Genomic DNA, 19,755 nt, shown 5'->3' with positions numbered 1-19,755 from the left:
AAAGCGCCCGTCAACGCATGTTGCGCGCCGAGTGCCCTTCCAGCCCACATGCGTCGCTGGGTGCCATCACGATTGGGTTGTGAGAAATCTCGCAGGTGCTAGTGTTCCGTCAAAATAATACGACCCCCAGGGAGCGAAAATGACGAAGAACCTCGTTTCTCGCCGCACCGTTCTTGCCAGTACGGCCGCAGCCGGCCTGTTCGGCCTGACGGGATCGCGTAGCTACGCGGCCGACGTGCAGTGGAAAAAATACGCCGGTACCACGCTCGAGGCGAACCTGGTCAAAGGGCCGCGCGGCGAACTGCTGCAGAAACATGCCTCCGAATTCACCGGTCTCACCGGCATCAAGGTCGAATCGGAAATCATTCCGGAACAGCAGCAGCGCCAGAAGGCGGTGATCGAACTTACCTCCGGCAAGCCGAGCTTCGACGTCATTCACCTCAGCTATCACGTGCAGAAGCGGCAATTCGACAAGGCCGGCTGGCTCGCGGACCTGACCGGCTTCATGAACGATCCCGCCATGACCACGCCCGACCTGACGGTGAACGATTTTTCAGCCGGCGGCCTGAAATTCGCTCAGAACGACAAGGGTGAGATGCATTCACTTCCCTGGTCCGTCGACTACTTTATTCTGTACTGGAACAAGGAGCTGTTCGCCAAGAAGGGCGTCGAGCTGCCCAAGACCTTCGATGAGATGCTCGCCGCCGCCGAGAAACTCAACGATCCCGCCAACGGCATTTACGGCTTCACCGGCCGCGGCCTGCGCAACGCCAACATGGCGCTGTGGACCAATTTCTTCCTCAACTATGGCGGCGAATTTCTCGACGACAAGGGCAACATCCTCACCGATGGACCCGAGGCAATCGAAGCCACCAAAATGTATCAGCGCCTGATGAAGTCGGCGCCTCCGGGTGTCGCCGGCTTCAACTGGATGGAGTCGATGGCTTCGCTGACACAGGGGCGGGCGGCGATGTGGATCGACGCCGACGGCTGGGCGCCGCCGATCGAGGATCCCAACGCCTCTCGCGTCGTCGGCAAGATCGGCTATGCGCTGGTGCCGGCCGGACCCAAGGGGCAATATTCATCCACCTATGGCGACGGCATCGGCATTGCGCAGGCCAGCACCAAAAAGGAGGCCGCCTATCTCTACTGCCAATGGGCGGTTTCCAAGACCATGGGCGCGCGGCTGCTGCAAAGCGGCGGCGGCGTTCCGTTCCGCAATTCGATCCTCAATGACGAGACCGTGCGCAAGGGCGTCAAGACCCAGGAATGGCTGGACGCGGTGGTCGCCTCGGCCAAGATCAGCAAGCTCGGTCTTCCCGTCATTGTTCCGGTCGCGGAATTCCGCGACATCGTCGGCTCGGCACTGACCGCAACCCTGTCGGGAGCTGACCCGGCTACTGAGCTGAAGAAAGCGAACGATCAGTTTCGGCCGATCCTGGAGCGCAGCGAAAAGGCGTGAGCGAGGCAAGCGCGGCAGCACGGGCCCCGGCTCGATCGGAGGCCGAGGCACACGACCTGCGCGGGTGGGAGGCGCCGTCTTATTGGCCGTTCATCGCCCCCGCGCTGACGGTCGTTCTCGGCGTCATCATCTTCCCATGGGCCTACACGATCTGGATGAGCCTGCACGAATGGAAGGTCGGCTCGCCGCCGACCTTCGTCGGCCTCGCCAATTACATCCGGCTGCCGAGCGATACGCGTTTCGTCGAATCGATCGAACACACGCTGATCTACACCGCGCTGTCGGTGGCGTTTCCGCTCGTGCTCGGCACGCTCTCCGCAGTGGTGTTTCACGCCAAATTTCCGATGCGCGGCTTCCTGCGCGGCCTGTTCATTCTGCCGATGATGGCGACCCCGGTCGCCATCGCGCTGGTCTGGACGATGATGTTCCACCCGCAATTGGGCATTCTGAACTACCTGTTGTCGCTCATTGGCCTGCCGCCGCAGCTCTGGGTGTTTCACCCGGCGACCGTGATCCCCTCACTGGTGCTGGTCGAGACGTGGCAATGGACGCCGCTGGTGATGCTGATCGTGCTCGGCGGTCTGGCCGCGATCCCGGCTGAGCCTTACGAGAGCGCGCAGATCGACGGCGCAACCCGCTGGCAAACGTTCCGCTACATCTCGCTGCCGCTGATCATGCCGTTCCTGTTCATCGCAGGCATGATCCGCATGATCGATGCGGTAAAAAGTTTCGACATCATCTTCGCCATTACGCAGGGCGGTCCCGGAACCGCCTCCGAAACCATCAATCTCTACCTCTACAGTGTCGCCTTCGTTTACTACGACGTCGGCTACGCATCCGCGATCGTCGTGGTGTTCTTTGCGCTCATCGTCGCCCTCGCGGGTGCCCTGCTTCGCCTGCGCCAAACGACGCATTGGAACGACACCGGAGGCAGCACATGACTCCGTTGCGGCGGTTGCTCGGCCGGGCCGGTCTCGCCTTCGCGCTCCTGGTCATCGTGTCACCGGCGGTGCTGTTTTTCCTCTGGATGCTGTCATTGTCGGTAAAGTTCGAGGTCGACAACGCGTCGTATCCGCCGATCTTCATCCCCGAGCATTTCAACTGGGGCAACTACGCCGCGGTGCTGGCTTCCAACCGATTCTCGACTTACTTCATGAACAGCCTGATCGTCACGGGCGCTGCGACCTCCTTTGCGCTGCTGGTCGGCGTGCCCGCCGGCTACGGTATGGCGCGCATGCGGGCGCACAAGGCCGCGATCGTGATCCTGATCGCCCGCATCACGCCCGGCCTGTCCTATCTCATTCCATTGTTTCTTCTGTTCCAGTGGCTCGGCCTGCTCGGCACGCTGTGGCCACAGATCATCATCCATCTGGTCGTCACCGTGCCGATCGTGATCTGGATCATGATCGGCTATTTCGAGACGACGCCGATGGAGCTGGAGGAGTCCGCCCTGATCGACGGCGCCAATCGCTGGCAGATATTCCGCTACGTCGCCCTGCCGATCGCGCGGCCGGGCATCGCGGTCGCCTTCATCCTCGCCGTGATCTTCTCCTGGAACAACTTTGTCTTTGGCATCGTGCTCGCTGGACGCGAGACGCGCACGCTTCCGGTCGCGGTCTACAACATGATCTCGTTCGACCAGCTGAGCTGGGGACCGCTCGCAGCGGCAGCGCTGATCGTCACACTGCCCGTGCTGCTGTTGACCATTTTCGCGCAACGCCAGATCGTGGCCGGACTGACCGCCGGCGCGGTCAAGGGCGGCTGAACAGTCTCATATCGAACGTTTTCATACCGGCCGCTCGCCCTTCACGGTGACGCGGGTGCCGGCGCGGGTGTGCGGCCAGTAGTCCCACATTGCGCGATGCTGGGCGCAGCGATTGTCCCAGAACGCAATGGCGTTTTCGGTCCAGCGGAAACGGCACTGGAACAGCGGGTTCTCGGCATGCTGATAAAGATAGGCCAGCATGGCGTCGCTCTCGTCTCTGGGTATACCGATGATGTGGCGGGTGAAACCTCTGTTGACGTAGAGCGCCTTCTTGCCCGTCACCGGATGGGTGCGCACGACAGGATGTTCGGCGCTGGGATAGGCCGGCCGGTCGGCGACGCCATAATTGGCGTAAAGCCCGCGATAGGTCGATTCCCCGTCATGCAGCGCGGTGAGCCCATCGAGATAGGCCTTCATCCGGTCCGACAGCGCCTCGTAAGCCGCATACATGTTGGCAAACAGCGTGTCGCCACCCCGCGGCGGGCACTGCCGGATGTAGAGGATCGAGCCCATCGGCGGCTCGACGTCGCAGGACACATCGGTGTGCCAGCCCTCGCCATTGGCGCGCGGCGAATCCTTGTCGGCATAAATCTTCATCAACGCGGGATCATCGCCCTCATGCGGGGCAGCGGGATGGATATGTAGCTCGCCGAACTGGCGGCCGAAAGCGAGGTGTTGCTGCGGCGTGATGTGCTGGTCGCGAAAGAAGATCACGAGATTTTCGGCCAGCGCGCGATGGATCTCGTTCATCTGGCGGTTCGAACGCGCATCGTCCGAAACCAGTCTGCCAATATCGACGCCCGATATCTCGGCGCCAATGATCGGAGTCAGCTTTTCGACCGCGATGGTCTCATAAGGCTCGGCGTCATCGGTCTGATGCCGATAGCGGGGTCCCTGCTTGCCGGACAGCGAGCTCATGAACGGTTCTCCCAATCCTTGTTGATTGAGAGCATCGTAGCCTGCGCCACGCGAAGCGCAATCCAGCCGTTTTGTCGTCCCGGCGCACGCCGGGACTCATAACCACAAGAGTATGCTGTTGGGGAAACTGGAGCCACCGCCCAGCATAACCACGGAGACCTGCGGTTATGGGTTCCCGCTTTCGCGGGAACGACAGATGGAGAAAGCTTACTCCGCCGCCGTCACCGCCGCTGCGGGCGTCTTGCTGGCAGCGCCATAGCGCTGGTCGATATAATCGATCACCAGCGCCTTGAAGTCGGCGGCAATGCCCGGACCGCGCAAGGTGCGGAATTTCTTGCCGTCGACGAACACGGGCGCGGCCGGCGCTTCGCCGGTGCCGGGCAGCGAGATGCCGATATTGGCGTGCTTGGATTCGCCGGGGCCGTTGACGATGCAGCCCATCACCGCGACGTTGAGTTCCTCGACGCCGGGATACAGCGTTTTCCAGCCCGGCATCTCGTCACGGATGAAATCCTGGATGCTGCGCGCCAATTCCTGGAACGTGGTCGAGGTGGTGCGACCGCAGCCCGGGCATGCCGCAACCAGCGGCACGAAGGTGCGGAAGCCCATGGTCTGCAGCAATTCCTGCGCGACCTGGACCTCGAGCGTGCGATCGCCGCCGGGCTCGGGGGTCAGTGAAATCCGGATGGTGTCGCCAATGCCGTCCTGCAACAGGATGCCGAGCGCGGCCGACGACGCCACGATGCCCTTCGATCCCATGCCGGCTTCGGTGAGACCGAGATGGATCGCGTAGTCCGAACGCGCGGCGAGGTCCTGATAGACCGCGATCAGATCCTGCACGGCCGAGACCTTGGCCGACAGGATCATCTTGTTTTTCGGCATGCCGAGCTCTTGGGCCCGGGCGGCGGACAACAGCGCCGACTGCACCATGGCTTCGCGGGTCACCGCGCGTGCATCGCGCGGATTCGGCGAGGCCGTGTTCTCGTCCATCAGCTTGGTCAGCAATTCCTGATCGAGCGAGCCCCAGTTGGCGCCGATGCGCACCGGCTTGTCGTTCTTGTTCGCGATCTCGATGATGTCGGCAAATTGCGTGTCGCGCTTGTTCTTGAAGCCGACATTGCCGGGATTGATGCGGTATTTGTCGAGCGCCTCGGCGCAGGCCGGATAATCCGTCAGCAGCTTGTGGCCGATATAATGGAAATCGCCGATCAAGGGCGTGGTGATGCCACGCTTGCGCAGGCCGTCACGGATATGCGGCACCGCGGCCGCAGCTTCATCGCGGTCAACCGTGATGCGCACCAATTCCGAACCCGCGCGGGCCAGTGCCGCGATCTGCGCTACCGTGCCGTCGATATCGGCCGTGTCGGTGTTGGTCATCGACTGCACGACAATCGGCGCGCCGCCGCCCACGGCGACATTGCCGACCATGACCTGGGTGGTTTTATGCCGCGCGCTGGGGCCGGCGACATCGTCTTGCGGTGGCTTTTCGATCTTGTTCATGGGCTCTCAAATATCAGGTTTTGGTGACATTCACCAAGGGGGCGAAGAAAGCGGGTCGCGCCTCACGGAGGCGACAATTTTTCTCTTTTTGTTCAGTGACTTACATCACCTCAGCCGGATCCACGGCCAACGGCCGGGCTATCCCTGACCGCTATATTGGACAGGAATTACTGGATTGAAAGGGCAAGTACCAAATCGAACGCTGCCTTTTCGTCAGCGGTATCACGTTGTCGGGAGCACCACGTCCTGAAGCAGGGCGTTTCGTTTGCAAACACACCTTCGCGGTCTCGCAGCGGGTTCCGCCCGAGTCTTGCAGGATCGTTCGCCCGTGAAAGCGAGGGCGTGGGGAATGCCGGGTGCCCACTGCACCCGCAGCCTCGTGTGTAAAGGTAGAAAACACACGAGTTAATCACCACGGTCGCACCGGAACACCCGGCATTCCCGCACGCGATGGTTTTAACGGCTTATGCCGTGCTCTCCCCGGCGACGAATTCGTCTTGTCACCGTCACCGGCGGATCAGGATTTAGTCCGCGCCCGGTTGGGCCGAGCCAACCTCCGCCGATTTAGCACCAGCAACGGGTGCCAGGACCACACGGTTTTGCCGTCCGCGCCTGCGCCGCTCGTCCACGCGCGTTGATCGCTCACGGATCAAAGACCCGCCCTGCGATCCCCCTCGCGCGACGACGCTGCCGCGTCTACCGCATCCCATCCCAACGTTCGTGACGATGGCCAACGCCCCTCTGAGGGACGGGACAGCGCAGTTTGTAGAGATGATTTGAGTCAGGCGGACAGCAATATGTTTTTGCAAACGAGACTGGACCAGGCAAATCACGTTGAAGGCGCTGCAGAAAATCTGCGCAATGGCGCTGATCGATCTCTTCCCCTTCGCGACGGCTCGATGGGCAAGCGGGCCAGGAATCCGTCGCTACCGACCGAGACGCGCCAAGCTTATCTGGAGCCTGTACGCGTCAGACCGGCGGCGAGGTAACACTGTGGCCGCGAGAGCCGATGTCTGCTCATGGAAAAGGCCGACATCTTCCCGTGAGGCGGGATGCATCGCGCCCTCACTGTTTGTCGTCGCGCTATTTCGACGGGCGCTGCACTATGGCTAGGTTAAGGAACATTCTCAGAGAAGGATGCGGTGCCGATGGTCCTTAGACCAAGCTGCAACATGATCGCTTGATTGACCTGCGGCGGCGTTGATCCCACGGCATAGGTAAGGGACGTAATGTAGTTGAGGCCCAGCACAAAACAATCGTCCACATAGCCGGTGCCGATGACATATTGGTTGATCTGATTCGCGACCAGATCCCATCGGGCCGACCCGGTCACCACCCAGTTCGCCGCTAACTTGAGCGAACCGGTTCCGAGAAGGCCTTCGCGGCGCGTCAGGTATCCCAATTCCGGCTGCGGCGCATAGTCGCCATATAGCATACTGACCGAAAAGCGGTCGAAATTGGCGCGGCCTTCGGCCTCGAAACGTTCGATGCTCCCGGTGGCCTCGTCAAGTCGCGCGTGTGTGCTGAAAGTATAGGTCCTGTTGGGCGAATAGCTCAGGCTGGTGACATAATCCGACACCGGCTTGTCCAAGCCGGAGTCTATCGCGGTATTGTTGACGTCGGCCACTGCAAAGGAATTCAGACCGAACAATTGGTAGGATTGGCCGAACACCACCGTGACGGTGCCGCCATGGTCAAATTGCGTGGTTGCCTGCACGCCGGCATTGGCTCGACCGCCGCCTTCCACGCGATCGTAGCCCGAGAACTTGTCGACGCTGAACAGATTGCTGGTGTCGAAGGTCATGCTTTGCGAGTCTTCGTTGGGAAGCTTACCCGCATAGGATTCATTGGGACGAATAATGACCTGCGCAATCGGTTCGAGTGTCGTGGTGCCCCACGGCTGAACGTTGATGAAGGGGTAGCGGTATTCGAGGCCGACCGTCGGCATCACTCGCAGGGCGTCGGTGTCGCCGGTCGGAAGGAAGTTCGAAACGCCCGGCTGGTTCGCCACCGAAGTATTGATCGCATCGGCGCGGATGCTGGCGAACGGCGTCCAGATCTCACCCCAGGAATCGGTGAACGACCGACGCCAATCCGCTTCACCCGTCAAACGCGTATAGGTTCCAGGCATGCCCCGCAGCAGACAGTTGGTGGGCGTTATATTCCTCGCCGCATCGGCTGTGGTTGGCAGGCAGGTGCCGTTGGCAAGGGCCGCGGCGTTGGTCGGATCGAAAGCCGCAGTTTCGCGGGTTAGGCTGGTAAAGTTCGTCTTGTAGCTGACCTCGCCACCCAGGACCGAATGGTTGATCACGTTCGAATAGTCGATCACCGGCGCGACGACGGGCACCTGGTTCTGAAGGCCCGAGAAGCTGAGATAGTAGATCGTACGCGCGTCGAAGTAGCTGCGATTGCCCACGCCGGTCAGGTACAACTGCGAAATGGCATCGGTCGGCAGGTTCAGGAACGAGCCCAGCGGGTCCTTGTATTGGGCCAGCCCATAATCCGACATTAACATGTAGTCGGAGAGCAGGACGCCGTCGAAGCCCCATACCCATTTATCATTGAGCGCGAATTGGCCCTTGGTTTCGACACCGCCACGGAATTGGTGGTCGCCGGGCTGGCCGACGAAGGCGTTCGGATCGGTCTGGTCGATGCCATAGGCGCGTATTTGATACGAGCCGTTCATCAGCCGCTGACGGAATTCGGCCTGCAACAACACGCCCTGCTTGGATGTGAAACGGGGGGTGAAGGTCGCGTCGTAGTTCGGCGCAATCGCCCAATAGAACGGAGCTTCGACACCATATCCGTATGTCGAATCCCACATAGCGGCAGGCATCAAGAAACCGGTCTTGCGCTTCACGGTCGGATCGGGCGTGGAGAAATATGGCATATACGCCATCGGAACGCCGAAGAACTCCAGTTGGGCGTTCTCGAAGTAGAGCATCTTCTCGTTTTGATCGTGAATGATGCGCGCGCCCTTGACCTGCCACAGCGGCGGCTTCTTCGGATCGTCCTTGCAAGGTTCGCAGGCCGTGTAGACGCCGTTCTGGAACACCGTGTAGTTGCCGCTGCTGCGATCGGCGCGCGTTGCCGCCATTCGCGTGTGGTCGGCCGTATCGGCCCGCAACGAATCGACGAAACCATCGCGGTAGTCGTCGCTCAGATCCATAATATTGGCGTAGGTGATTTTGCCGTCCGCATCGGTCATGCGGACATTGCCTTCGGCGTGAAGCCGCTTGGTCTTCTGGTCGTAGATGACCTTGTCGGCCTCGACGCTTGTCCCGTTGTAGAACATCTGCACGTTGCCGACCGCCGACACGCGCGAGTTGTTGTAGTCGTAGTCGACCTCGACCGCCTGGACCAGCATCTGCCCGTCGCTGGCGGTCCTCGGCGGTTTCGGCCGGGCAGGGATCGCGTTGTAGGTGAAGCCTTGCGCCGAAGCCGGCGTCACCACCCCGATACGGAGCATGGTGCCGGCCATCAGCCCAAGACCGATCGCGACGAGCAACGCCAGGGTAGCTCGCGAAGCGCGTTGACGGGGGCAAAGCCGTGCCGCCGCGATCGGGAAGTGAGCGATCAGCCGATCATGCAGACGCCGGCACGCGATCCATAACCTGGATAACGATCTCACCACTTCCACATCCGGCCGTCATATGATCAGCAATCCTGAAGGGGGCCCGCAGATCAGGCGTCCCACGGGATCAGGGCCGCGTTATTAACGCGGAGGCCTCAGGCTTTGATGTCCGGGTGATTTCATGGAGGCGCGCATTGTTGCAGACTGTTTCACCCCGCGCCGGAGGTTACACAAGGTTACAAATCTGACCTTAAAACCGATACGCCATCGGACGAAGTCGGGTAAGCAGTTACGTGGTTTTCCGATCCCGCTATCGGCTTCAGGAAGGAGAAAGCTGGCGTCATGAACGTGAACGGTACTTCGCACATCCTGATTGTTGACGATGACAAGGAACTCTGCGCGCTGCTGTCGAAATTCCTGACCCGGCAGGGCTACCGCGTTTCAGTCGCTCACAACGGGACCGCGATGGCGGCCATTTTGGAGACCGCACGCATTAACCTCGTGGTCCTCGACCTCATGCTGCCGGGAGACGACGGCCTGGTGTTGTGCCGGCGCCTCCGCTCCACCAGCACGTTGCCGATCATCATGCTGACGGCGATGGGTGACGAGGTCGATCGGATCATCGGGCTGGAGATGGGCGCGGATGATTATCTGCCGAAGGTGGCCAATCCGCGCGAACTGCTCGCCCGCATTCGCGCCGTGCTGCGCCGAGCCGGAGCGCCGGAGACCGGCGCTCCGCTCGAAAAAAACCGTGTGCTGGAATTTGACGGCTGGCGTCTCAATGTGGCCCAGCGCCAGCTTTTTTCACCGACCAACGCCCTGGTCTCGCTGCGGGCCGGTGAATTCGATCTGCTGCTGGCGCTGGCGGAACGGCCGCTGCGGGTGATGACGCGCGACCAGTTGCTCGATCTGTCGCGTGGACGTTCCGCGAACGCTTTTGACCGAAGCATTGATGTTCAGGTCAGCCGGCTCCGCCGCAAGATCGAGCCTGACCCGAAGGACCCGACGCTGATCAAGACGGTTCGCAGCGGTGGCTATATTCTGGCCGCGAACGTCGTCGTGGTGCCGGCATCATGACGATGCTGTCGAAATTGAACAGCATCGCGGCGAGGATCGCGATCGCAATCATTTTTGCCATCATTCTTGCGCTGCTGATGCTGATCGGCCTTAGCGTGGGCCTTGACTATTACGGTTACGGAAAGGGCAGCGGAGAGAATGGTGCACGCACTCACATTATCGTCTCCAGATCCAGCTTCAGTATCATCAATCCTCGGCGCAATCCGATGATGCTTTCCGGCAAAATCGCCGTGATCATCCGTTCGGTGGCGTCCTCTCCTCGATCTGAACAGCAGAGGGTCGCCGCGACGATTGCAGACCCTGAAATGCAGGTTGTCCTCGATGCGCCGGCGCGTCCCGACGCCGCGGGCAGTCAGGATGACTACACGGACAGGCTTCGCCAGCTCGTCCAAATCCAACTGGAAACGCTATCGCCGCCGGTATTGGTCAGCGCCCATAATCTGCCGGCGAATAACGACGGGCATACTGGCAGGGCTGTGGTGGAGGCTGCCTTGCAGGATGGACGGCGGCTCACCTTCACCATTCCCTATGATCTCTTGGGCAACGGCAACGGGCTGATCTTGTTCTTGATTTCGGTTGCCATCGTCTCCGCACTGGTCTCAATCTGGATGGCGCGTCGGATAGTCGCCCCAATCAGGGAATTTGCGGGTGCGGCCGAACGGCTCGGCCTCGATTTGACGGCGCCGCCGCTCGCCGTGCGTGGACCGCAGGAATTGCGTTCGACCATTCAGGCGGTGAACCGCATGCAGCATAGGTTGCAGCGTTTCTTGGAAGATCGGACCCAGATGCTAGCCGCGATCTCGCATGACTTGAGGGCACCGCTGGCGCGACTGCGCTTGCGCGCCGAATTGGTTGGCGATGGTGAGCAACAGCACAAGATGTTTGATGATCTGGATTCCATGAATGCCATGATCGAATCCACGCTGGCTTTTGCGCGCGACGACGTTCGCCAGGAGCCGAGAACGCTCGTGGATCTCGGTATTCTTGTTGGCGATGTTTGCGAAGATGCTGGGGATTCCGGAGACAAGGTCGCCTATACAGGGCAGCGTGGCATCGACGTTTCGTGCCGACCGAGTCTTGTTCGTCGAGCCGTTGCGAACCTTGTTGACAATGCCGTCAAATATGGAGGAAGCGCGCGCATAAAGATCGTTCACGATATTGAGCGCGTCATGATCGTCGTCGATGATGACGGGCCGGGAATCCCGCCAGACGAGCATGAAAAGGTTTTTGCGCCGTTCTACAGGCAGGAGCCGGCGCGCGATCCGGCCAAGGCAGGCGTCGGCCTGGGCTTGAGCATTGCGCGAACGGTCGCGCGTGAACATGGCGGGGACGTTACGCTTGCCAACCGCGGCAGTGGTGGACTAAGCGTCCGCGTCGAATTGCCCACCGAGGCCGTGTCCAAGGGCTCTGCCAGATCCAGCCGCAAGTAGAGCCTCAATCCGGGAACTACGGGATTACGGCGACAGTGCATTTAATCGACTTGGCGCGTCAAACGTCGCACCGCCCACATTAAAGCGACGCGAGAGGTTTTGATGCTCCTGAGAGATTTAATCGAGCCGACGACAATGGTGCTGATCGAGCCCCATCGAAATCGCGGCGGGATCTGGCGCATCAAGTTCAGCCATGACGCCGACCAGCCGCTCTCGATCAGCGCCGGACAGGCACCGTCGTTGGCAACCGATCTCCATCAGATAGGTGAAGACCAGTTGGCCGGTAAGATCGATGACGCGGTCAGAAGTGCGACGCGTTATGGCTCGATGTGAAAGAACTTATCTGCTCGCCGCGCGAACACGGGTCACGCCAGAACATTCGGATCGGGCGCAATTTTCGGATCCGGCTTGTTCACGAGATAAAGCCCCGCAATCACAAGCAGGGCCGCGGCGCCGAATGCCAAGGTCAACGTATCGTGCATAATGAAATAGCTAGCCACGACGCCAAACAAAGGGGTGATGAAGGTAAAAGCCGACAATTTACTGGCGGAATAGGTCTGCACCAGCCCAAACCAGAGCAGAAACGTTAACCCAACCACCCAAATCGCCTGATAGGCCAGCAGCGACAACGCCAGCGGGCCGGGAATCCGGGCCAGGCTTTCACCTGATATCCACGCCGCGAAGGTCAGAATCGGGATCGATACCGCCACCTGGTAGCCCAGGACCTTTTCCGGGGGTGCGAAGCGCAGCGCGGTGCCCTTCGCGACCACCGTGGTCGCCGCCCACAGCGCGCCGCCGCCGATGATCATCAGATCGCCTAGCAGCACATTGGCGTCGACATCGGCCTGGGGAACGCCGATCGCCAGCGCCACCCCGGCAAAACTCAACGCCAGCCCGCCCCATTGCGATGGGCGAAGCCGCTCGCCGAGATATTGATAGGAACCCAGCGCCACGAAAAACGGCGCGGTATAGAGAAACACCACCGCGCGCGAGGCCGATGTCAGCAACAGACCGCGATAAATCAGCACGAATTCGAAGCCGAACAGCACGCCCGCGAACAGACCAGCGACCAGCGTGCCGTCGCGCTCAAACATCTTGACGCCGCGCAGCCAGGCGATCAGCAGCAGCACCGGCAACGCGCCCGCGGAGCGGATGGTCGCCTGCAGCATCGGCGGGATGTCCGGCAGCGCCAGCTTGACCGCGATCTGGTTGAAGCCCCAGCTCAGACACAGCATGAGCATCAGCGCGACGGCAACCGGGCTGAGCGGGCGCCCGGCCGATGGCATGACTTGATTTGGCGACATTTCTCCCCAGTGCCGGCTTGGCGCCGCGTTGTTGTTGTCGGTTAATATCTGGTTACGACGCCTTCTGGCAGTGCGCGCAGGTGCCGGTGATCTCGACCACGGACAATGTCGGCGTAAAACCGGTCGCGCGCGCCGCCGTATTGAGGCTTTGGGCCACTGGAGCGGCAGGAATTTCACCGACCGAACCACAGCGCTCGCAGATCAGAAACGCCACCATCGCGGCGGCGTCATGGTCGTGCGCGCAGGCGAGATAGGCATTGCGGCTTTCAATACGATGCACGAGCCCGTTGCCCATCAGGAAATCGAGCGCACGATAGACCGTGATCGGCGCCGGCCGCGGCATCGATTTGGCGAGTTCGTCGATCACCTCATAGGCGCCGAGCGGCCGGTGGCTGGACAACAGCGCCTGCAACACCTGACGCCTGATCGGGGTGAATTTCTGCGCCCGCCGCTCGCAGACCCGTTCGGCATGCAGAAGCGCGTCCGCGGTGCAGCGGTCGTGATCGTGATCGGGAGCCGGAAATGTCGGTTTGGCGGCTGTCATTGCGCCATGATGTAGCATTTCGACGGCCAATCCCAAATCCTTACCCGGCATTTTTACGGAAAACTGTGGCCGAGCCATGTGCTCCCGGCGGGTCAGCCTTCCATTAACCCGCCATGATTGATTCATAAGCTAGCTTATTATATCCGAAGCTTACGGAGAAGAGATCCAATGGCCTGCGGTTCCGTGGACATGAACTTCCTGTTTACCCTGGGCGAATTGCAGCGCGTGGTGCGGCTTTACGCCGACAAGCAGGCTGCGCGACACGGTATAACCCGCGCGCAGTGGGCGGTGCTGGCCAAGGTCGAACGCAACGAGGGGATGAAGCAGACGGAACTCGCCGAACAGATGGAGATGCAGCCGATCACGCTGACCCGGCTGATCGACAAGCTCTGCGACAACGGCTGGATCGAACGCCGCGGCGACGAGACCGACCGCCGCGTCAACCGGCTCTATCTGCGCAAAGCCGCACGGCCTCTGTTGGGAAAACTGAGCGGGCTGCGCTCCGAAATCACCGCGACCGCGCTCGAAGGCATCAATCCGGCAGACGCGCATCGCCTGTTGGCCCAACTGGAAACCATCAAGGAAAACGTCCGCAACGCGATCCAGCATCCGGCCGGCGATCCTGCAAAGAAAGAACAACGTTATGGCTGATCCCGTCCTCAAGTTTAAACCCGAACAGAAAGGCAATCCGACCGATCCTGGCAAGAAGGTTGCCGCGGAACCGCGCCGCCGGCTGATGGCCGGAATGCGGCGCTATCGTCGCATGCTGTTGCTCGTCGTGCTGCCGATCGTCGCCGTGATCGCCGGGCTGACGTTCTATCTGACGGGCGGACGTTACGTGACCACCGACGACGCCTATGTCGGCGCGCAAAAGGTCCTGATCACGCCGGATATTTCCGGCAAGATCGAAAAGGTCGTGGTCAAGGAAGGGCAGCTCGTCAAGCAGGGCGACGAATTGTTCGAGATCGATCCGATCCCGTTCCGCCTGGCCGAAATGCAGGCCAAGGCCTCGCTGACCCAGGCCCACACCACCTATGACAACCTCGTCGCCAACATCAAGATCTACGACGACATGGCCACTCTGATGCAGCAGGCCATCGACCTGAAGCAGCGCGACGTCGACCGCAAGTCGACGCTTGCCAAGAGCAGTTTCGGCTCGCAGCTCGACCTCGACAATGCCTCGACCGCGCTGGTCACCGCGCGGGCCGAATACGCTTTCGTCCAGCAGCAGCTTTCGTCTGCCAAAACCCAATTGCTCGGCAAGGCCGATCTGCCGCTTGAAGAATTCCCGCCTTATTATCAGGCCAAGGCCGCACTCGCCCAGGCCGAGCGCAATCTCGATCATACCGTGATGCGCGCGCCAATGGACGGCATCGCGACCCAGGTCGATCAAATTCAGCTCGGCCGCTTCGTTGTCGCGGGCACGCCGGTGTTCAGCGTCATCGACACCGCGAAGCCCTGGGTCGACGCCAATTTGAAGGAATCCGACTTCACGCACATCACTGAAGGACAGCAGGTCGACATCGACGTCGATGCCTTTCCCGATCACGTTTTCAAGGGGACCATCGGCTCGCTGAGCCCGGGCACCGGCGCCCAATTCGCAATCCTGCCGCCGCAGAACGCCACCGGCAATTTCGTCAAGGTCGTGCAGCGCATCCCGGTGCGAATCTATTTTGACAACCATGACAAATATGTGCGGAAGCTGAAGGCCGGGATGAGCGCCTACACCACGATCGACACCGGTCATCGCCGTTCGCTCGCTGCCCTGCTCGGCTTCTCGCCGGCGGCGGCGAACCAGGACTAAACCCATGAGCACGATGGCCGCGGCACCGATCGCCGTTCCCGGCCTGCGCCGGAACATGGTGACGATCTGCGCCATGACGGCAACGATCATGCAGGCGCTGGACACCACCATCGCCAACGTCGCGCTGCCCTATATGCAGGGCAGCCTGTCGGCGTCGCAGGACCAGATCAACTGGGTGCTGACTTCCTATATCGTCGCGGCCGCGATCATGACGGCGCCGGTCGGCTGGATCGCCAACCGCTTTGGTCGCAAGCGAATCTTCATCATTTGCTCGGGTGGCTTTACGATTGCGTCGGTGATGTGCGGCCTGGCCCAGGACATCAACCAGATGGTGCTATTCCGGTTGCTGCAAGGCGTGTTCGGCGCGGCGCTGGTGCCGCTGTCACAGGCGGTGATGCTCGACTCCTATGCGCTGCATGAGCGCGCCAAGGCGATGTCGATCTGGGGCATGGGCGTGATGATGGGCCCGATCATGGGCCCTTCGCTCGGCGCCTGGCTGACGGAAACCTATTCCTGGCATTGGGTGTTCTTCGTCAACATCCCCTTCGGTATCGTCACGGTGGCCGGACTTCTGGTTTTCATGGACGAAACCAAGAAGAATCTTGATCTGCGTTTCGACTGGTTCGGCTTCGCCGCACTCGCCGTCGGCATCGGCTCCCTGCAGATCGCGCTCGACCGCGGCGAACAGCAGGGCTGGCTGGAGTCCAACGAAATCATCATCGAGTTCATCATCGCGGCGGCTGGCTTCTACTATTTCTTCGCGCATTCGTTCACGACCTCGAAACCGTTCATCCAGTTTGCGATCTTCAAGGACAAGAACTTCGTCGGCGGCTGCGTGTTCATGTCGGTCATGGGTCTCGTGCTGTACTCGACCATGGCGCTGTCATCGCCGTATTTGCAGAATGTGATCGGCTATCCGATCATCACCGCGGGCCTGCTGCTGGCGACCCGCGGCTCCGGCACTTTCGTCGCCATGATGCTGGTCGGCCGGATGATGCGTTACATCGAGGCGCGCACGCTGATCGTCAGCGGACTGAGCCTGACCGGTCTCTCGCTGTTCTACATGACCGGCTGGACCGACCAGACCGGCGTTCCCGAAATCGTGACGATCAGCATCGTGCAGGGCTTCGGGTTCGGACTGGTGTTCGTGCCGCTGAGCACGGTGGCGTTCCTGACGCTGCCCAACCATCTGCGCACCGACGGTACCTCGATGCTGACCTTGTTGCGTAATGTCGCGAGTTCGGTCGGCATTTCCATGGTGATCGCGCAGCTCACCGAAGGCGGACGCCGCATCTATGCGATCCTGTCCGAGCACATCAACCCATTCAACAACGCGCTGCAGATGCCGGATGTCCGCCGCCTGATCGACCTGAATTCCGATGGCGGCCGCGCTTTGGCGGACGCCGTCGTCGGCATCCAGGCTCAGATCATCGCCTTCTCGCAGGACTACCAGCTGGTAATGTTCTTCATCCTGGGATCGATCCCGCTCGCGATCATGATCGGTTCGACCAAGGCGACGTTGCGCGCCCAGTCGGCTGACGCGGCGGCCGAACATGCGGTGATCGACTAAAAAGAGTTCTCCGCGTCATGGTATGACGCGATGAAGCACTCCTCGCGCCGCATCTCACACGTCGAAAAATACCGTCTCGTTCTCGCCCTGCAGGCGGATGTCGAAACGGTAGACGGCATTGCCGCTGCCGTGCTTGCGCTGGGCGATCAGCGTCGCGCGCCGGTCGGCCGGCACCAGCGCCAGGATGGGATCGGCGGCATTCGCCGCCTCGCCGTCAAAATAAACTCGGGTATAAAGATGCAGCAGCATGCCGCGCGCGAAAATGGCGAGCAAAAGATGCGGCGCCTGCGGCTTGCCGTCGGGATCAGGCACCGGGCCCGGCCGGATGGTGTCGAAGAAGTAATCGCCGTTGGCGTCGGTGCCGCAGCGGCCAAACCCCTTGAACGTCGAATTGGGCAATGCGCGCTTGTCCTGCGGATCCGAAAAGCGGCCCTGCGCACCGGCCTGCCAGATCTCCAGCATGCAATCCGGCACCGGCTGGCCGTCGCCGTCGAACACCCGGCCCTCGACGCAAATGCGTTCGCCCGAGGCGTCCGGGGTGACGAGGTTGTTGGTAAAGGCATCGTTCCAGTCGTACTGGCCGTTCGGCGTCAGCCCGTATTTGAAGAACGGGCCGACGGTCTGCGACGGCGTGACCCCTTTTTCGACATCTCTTGCTTGCACTATTTTGTCTCCATCGGCGTGGCGTTACGCCCGCGCAGCACAATGTTGAAGCGGTAGCACAGCGCCCAATTTGGCTGGGTGTTTTCCAGATCGAACGAGGACACCATCCGCATTCGCGCCTTCTCGTCCGGCACCGAATTGAAGATCGGATCGAATTCGAACAAGGGATCGCCGGGAAAATACATCTGCGTCACCAGCCGCGAGATGAAGGCGTGACCGAACGCCGAGAAATGGATGTGCGCCGGACGCCAGGCGTTGTGATGATTGCCCCAGGGATAGGCGCCGGGTTTTACGGTGATGAACTTGTAATAACCCTCAGCGTTCGATTGCGCACGGCCGGCTCCGGTAAAATTCGGATCGAGCGGCGCCGGATGCTGGTCGACGACGTGGATGTAGCGGCCGCAGGCATTGGCCTGCCACAACTCGACCAGCGTATTCGGCACGCCGCGGCCGTCTTCATCGAGCACGTGGCCATGCACGATGATGCGCTCGCCCAGCGGCTCGCCCTTGTGCTGGGTGGTGAGGTCGTGATCGTTCTCGCGCACCGTCTCATGGCCATAGACGGGCCCGGTGAGTTCGGACAGCGTATGGCGCATCGGGATCAGCGGCTTTTGCGGCGACCGTTTTAGGGTGCTGCGATAGCCCGGCGACAGCCGCGGCGGATGCGCGATGTTGCTTTCAACGGGATAGATGAGGGTCATGGTCTTCTCCTCGTGTATTTCTCGTCATTGCGAGTAAAGCAGAGCAATTCGTCCTCTGTCATTCCGGGGCGACGCCACCGGGTCCGCGCGGACGCGCGGCCCGATGACAGGCTCCGCATCGAACCCGGAATGACGGAGGAGGCGGGTTGTTCGTCGCTACTCCTCGCAATTGACGCCTGAGCGATCAACTTCAGTTCAACTTCTCGATCGCCATCGCTACGCCCTGGCCGACGCCCACGCACATGGTGGCGAGCGCGCGCTTGCCGCCGCGCTTCTCCATGCCGTGCACCGCCGTCATCGCCAGCCGTGCGCCGCTCATGCCAAGGGGATGACCGAGCGCGATGGCGCCGCCATGCGGGTTGACGAAATCGGCATCGTCCTTGACGCCTAACTGTCGAAGGCAGGCTATCCCCTGCGAGGCAAAGGCTTCATTGAGCTCGATCAAATCGAAATCGCTGATTTTCAGGCCCAGCCGTTCCATCAGCTTGCGCGTCGCCGGCACCGGGCCGATCCCCATGATGCGCGGCGGCACCGCCGCCGAGGCAAGGCCGAGGATTCGCGCCCGCGGCGTCAGCCCGTGCTTCTTCACCGCGGCTTCCGACGCGAGAATCATGGCGGCCGCGCCGTCATTGACACCCGATGCATTGCCGGCCGTCACGGTGCCGGGATTACGCACGATCGGCTTCAGCTTGGCGAGGCCCTCGAGCGTGGTCTCGGGACGCGGATGCTCGTCCTTGCCGACGCTGACGGGCCCGGCTTTGCCGCCCGGCGCCGAGATCGGGATGATCTCCTCGGCGAAATAGCCTGACGCGATCGCTTGTCCTGCGCGCTGTTGCGAGCGGATCGCGAACGCGTCCTGGTCGGCGCGCGACACCTGGAATTCCTCGGCGACGTTCTCGCCGGTCTCGGGCATCGCATCGACGCCATACTGCGCCTTCATCAGGGGATTGATGAAGCGCCAGCCGATGGTGGTGTCGAAGATATCGGCCGAGCGAGAAAACGCTTCCGGCGCCTTGCCCATCACGAACGGCGCCCGCGTCATCGATTCGACACCGCCGGCAATCGCGAAATCGATCTCGCCGGCGCGGATCGCCCGCCCCGCCGCACCGACCGCATCAAGCCCGGAGGCACACAGACGGTTCAGCGTCTGGCCGGGAACCGAGTCCGGCATCCCAGCCAGAAGCAGCGCCATCCGCGCCACGTTGCGGTTGTCCTCGCCGGCCTGGTTGGCGCAGCCGAAAAAAACCTCATCGACCGCGGACCAGTCGAGGTTGGGATGCCTGGCCATCAAGGCCTTGATCGGCGCAGCGGCCAGATCGTCGGCGCGCACCTTGGCCAGCGAACCGCCGAAACGGCCGATCGGGGTCCTCACAGCGTCGCAAACAAATACATCGCGCATCGAATCTCTCCCTGAATGCCGCGTTCTAGGCGTCGAAGGTACCG

General features: G+C 61.4%; 17 protein-coding genes. 9 read left to right on the top strand and 8 right to left on the bottom strand.

Annotated features, from left to right (window positions below):
• Positions 1 to 139 precede the first annotated feature (139 nt).
• The 3 genes from BLV09_RS26620 to BLV09_RS26610 are packed head-to-tail and all read left to right on the top strand — an operon-like array spanning position 140 to position 3,227.
• On the top strand, positions 140 to 1,462 hold the full coding sequence (locus BLV09_RS26620; RefSeq protein ID WP_146689524.1) for an ABC transporter substrate-binding protein: 1,323 nt from the start codon (positions 140 to 142) through the stop codon (positions 1,460 to 1,462).
• The gene (locus BLV09_RS26615) at positions 1,459 to 2,403 is read left to right on the top strand and encodes a carbohydrate ABC transporter permease (RefSeq protein ID WP_146689523.1); all 945 of its coding nucleotides are present in this window, start codon (positions 1,459 to 1,461) and stop codon (positions 2,401 to 2,403) included. Before BLV09_RS26620 ends, BLV09_RS26615 begins: the two co-directional genes overlap by 4 nt.
• Entirely contained in the window at positions 2,400 to 3,227 is an 828-nt protein-coding gene (locus BLV09_RS26610) for a carbohydrate ABC transporter permease (protein ID WP_167558890.1), read from the top strand. The genes BLV09_RS26615 and BLV09_RS26610 overlap by 4 nt, the downstream gene beginning before the upstream one ends.
• Positions 3,228 to 3,248: 21 nt before the next feature.
• Here the strand turns inward: BLV09_RS26610 and BLV09_RS26605 are convergent, their stop codons facing one another.
• From BLV09_RS26605 to BLV09_RS26595, 3 genes are all read right to left on the bottom strand, one after another.
• A complete protein-coding gene (locus BLV09_RS26605) occupies positions 3,249 to 4,145 on the bottom strand; it encodes a TauD/TfdA dioxygenase family protein (RefSeq protein ID WP_146689521.1) in 897 nt (298 codons plus the stop codon).
• A gap of 207 nt (positions 4,146 to 4,352) precedes the next feature.
• The gene (gene ispG, locus BLV09_RS26600; protein ID WP_146689520.1) at positions 4,353 to 5,645 is read right to left on the bottom strand and encodes a flavodoxin-dependent (E)-4-hydroxy-3-methylbut-2-enyl-diphosphate synthase; all 1,293 of its coding nucleotides are present in this window, start codon (positions 5,643 to 5,645) and stop codon (positions 4,353 to 4,355) included.
• Positions 5,646 to 6,759: 1,114 nt separating this feature from the next.
• Positions 6,760 to 9,126, bottom strand: a complete 2,367-nt coding sequence (locus BLV09_RS26595; protein ID WP_146691309.1) for an LPS-assembly protein LptD — start codon at positions 9,124 to 9,126, stop codon at positions 6,760 to 6,762.
• A 435-nt stretch (positions 9,127 to 9,561) separates the two neighbouring features.
• On the opposite strand from BLV09_RS26595, the gene BLV09_RS26590 reads away from it, so the two are divergent.
• The 3 genes from BLV09_RS26590 (at position 9,562) to BLV09_RS26580 (ending at position 12,059) form a co-directional block, all read left to right on the top strand.
• Entirely contained in the window at positions 9,562 to 10,296 is a 735-nt protein-coding gene (locus BLV09_RS26590; RefSeq protein WP_197684981.1) for a response regulator, read from the top strand.
• Between the two features lie 14 nt (positions 10,297 to 10,310).
• Complete coding sequence (locus tag BLV09_RS26585) at positions 10,311 to 11,726, top strand: ATP-binding protein (RefSeq protein ID WP_167558889.1); 1,416 nt, start codon at positions 10,311 to 10,313, stop codon at positions 11,724 to 11,726.
• Between the two features lie 135 nt (positions 11,727 to 11,861).
• Positions 11,862 to 12,059 carry a hypothetical protein gene (locus BLV09_RS26580; RefSeq protein WP_244548825.1) on the top strand — a complete coding sequence of 66 codons (198 nt, stop codon included), beginning with the start codon at positions 11,862 to 11,864 and terminating at the stop codon, positions 12,057 to 12,059.
• Positions 12,060 to 12,091: 32 nt separating this feature from the next.
• Here the strand turns inward: BLV09_RS26580 and BLV09_RS26575 are convergent, their stop codons facing one another.
• Both BLV09_RS26575 and BLV09_RS26570 read right to left on the bottom strand, forming a co-directional pair.
• A complete protein-coding gene (locus tag BLV09_RS26575) occupies positions 12,092 to 13,030 on the bottom strand; it encodes a DMT family transporter (RefSeq protein ID WP_146689517.1) in 939 nt (312 codons plus the stop codon).
• Between the two features lie 52 nt (positions 13,031 to 13,082).
• Positions 13,083 to 13,574 carry a Fur family transcriptional regulator gene (locus BLV09_RS26570; protein ID WP_100385203.1) on the bottom strand — a complete coding sequence of 164 codons (492 nt, stop codon included), beginning with the start codon at positions 13,572 to 13,574 and terminating at the stop codon, positions 13,083 to 13,085.
• A gap of 168 nt (positions 13,575 to 13,742) precedes the next feature.
• On the opposite strand from BLV09_RS26570, the gene BLV09_RS26565 reads away from it, so the two are divergent.
• Genes BLV09_RS26565 through BLV09_RS26555 form a run of 3 tightly spaced genes read left to right on the top strand, consistent with a single transcriptional unit; the run spans position 13,743 to position 16,948 of the window.
• Positions 13,743 to 14,225 carry a MarR family winged helix-turn-helix transcriptional regulator gene (locus BLV09_RS26565; RefSeq protein WP_146689516.1) on the top strand — a complete coding sequence of 161 codons (483 nt, stop codon included), beginning with the start codon at positions 13,743 to 13,745 and terminating at the stop codon, positions 14,223 to 14,225.
• Positions 14,218 to 15,378, top strand: coding sequence for an HlyD family secretion protein (locus BLV09_RS26560; protein WP_146689515.1), 1,161 nt, complete (start codon positions 14,218 to 14,220; stop codon positions 15,376 to 15,378). Before BLV09_RS26565 ends, BLV09_RS26560 begins: the two co-directional genes overlap by 8 nt.
• Positions 15,379 to 15,382: 4 nt before the next feature.
• Positions 15,383 to 16,948, top strand: coding sequence for an MDR family MFS transporter (locus tag BLV09_RS26555; RefSeq protein ID WP_174556570.1), 1,566 nt, complete (start codon positions 15,383 to 15,385; stop codon positions 16,946 to 16,948).
• Positions 16,949 to 17,002: 54 nt separating this feature from the next.
• On the opposite strand, the gene pcaG is transcribed toward BLV09_RS26555, so the two are convergent.
• The 3 genes from pcaG to pcaF all read right to left on the bottom strand — a co-directional run bounded on the left by pcaG (position 17,003) and on the right by pcaF (position 19,711).
• Complete coding sequence (pcaG, locus tag BLV09_RS26550; protein WP_146689513.1) at positions 17,003 to 17,611, bottom strand: protocatechuate 3,4-dioxygenase subunit alpha; 609 nt, start codon at positions 17,609 to 17,611, stop codon at positions 17,003 to 17,005.
• Positions 17,611 to 18,312 (bottom strand): protocatechuate 3,4-dioxygenase subunit beta, encoded by a 702-nt coding sequence (gene pcaH / locus BLV09_RS26545; RefSeq protein ID WP_146689511.1) that lies wholly within the window; start codon positions 18,310 to 18,312, stop codon positions 17,611 to 17,613. The genes pcaG and pcaH overlap by 1 nt, the downstream gene beginning before the upstream one ends.
• A gap of 190 nt (positions 18,313 to 18,502) precedes the next feature.
• Positions 18,503 to 19,711 carry a 3-oxoadipyl-CoA thiolase gene (gene pcaF / locus BLV09_RS26540; RefSeq protein ID WP_146689509.1) on the bottom strand — a complete coding sequence of 403 codons (1,209 nt, stop codon included), beginning with the start codon at positions 19,709 to 19,711 and terminating at the stop codon, positions 18,503 to 18,505.
• Positions 19,712 to 19,755: the final 44 nt, after the last annotated feature.

The sequence above is a fragment of the Bradyrhizobium canariense genome, assembly GCF_900105125.1.
Taxonomy (GTDB): Bacteria; Pseudomonadota; Alphaproteobacteria; order Rhizobiales; family Xanthobacteraceae; genus Bradyrhizobium; species Bradyrhizobium canariense_A.
This window is presented reverse-complemented; position numbering and strand designations above follow the sequence as displayed.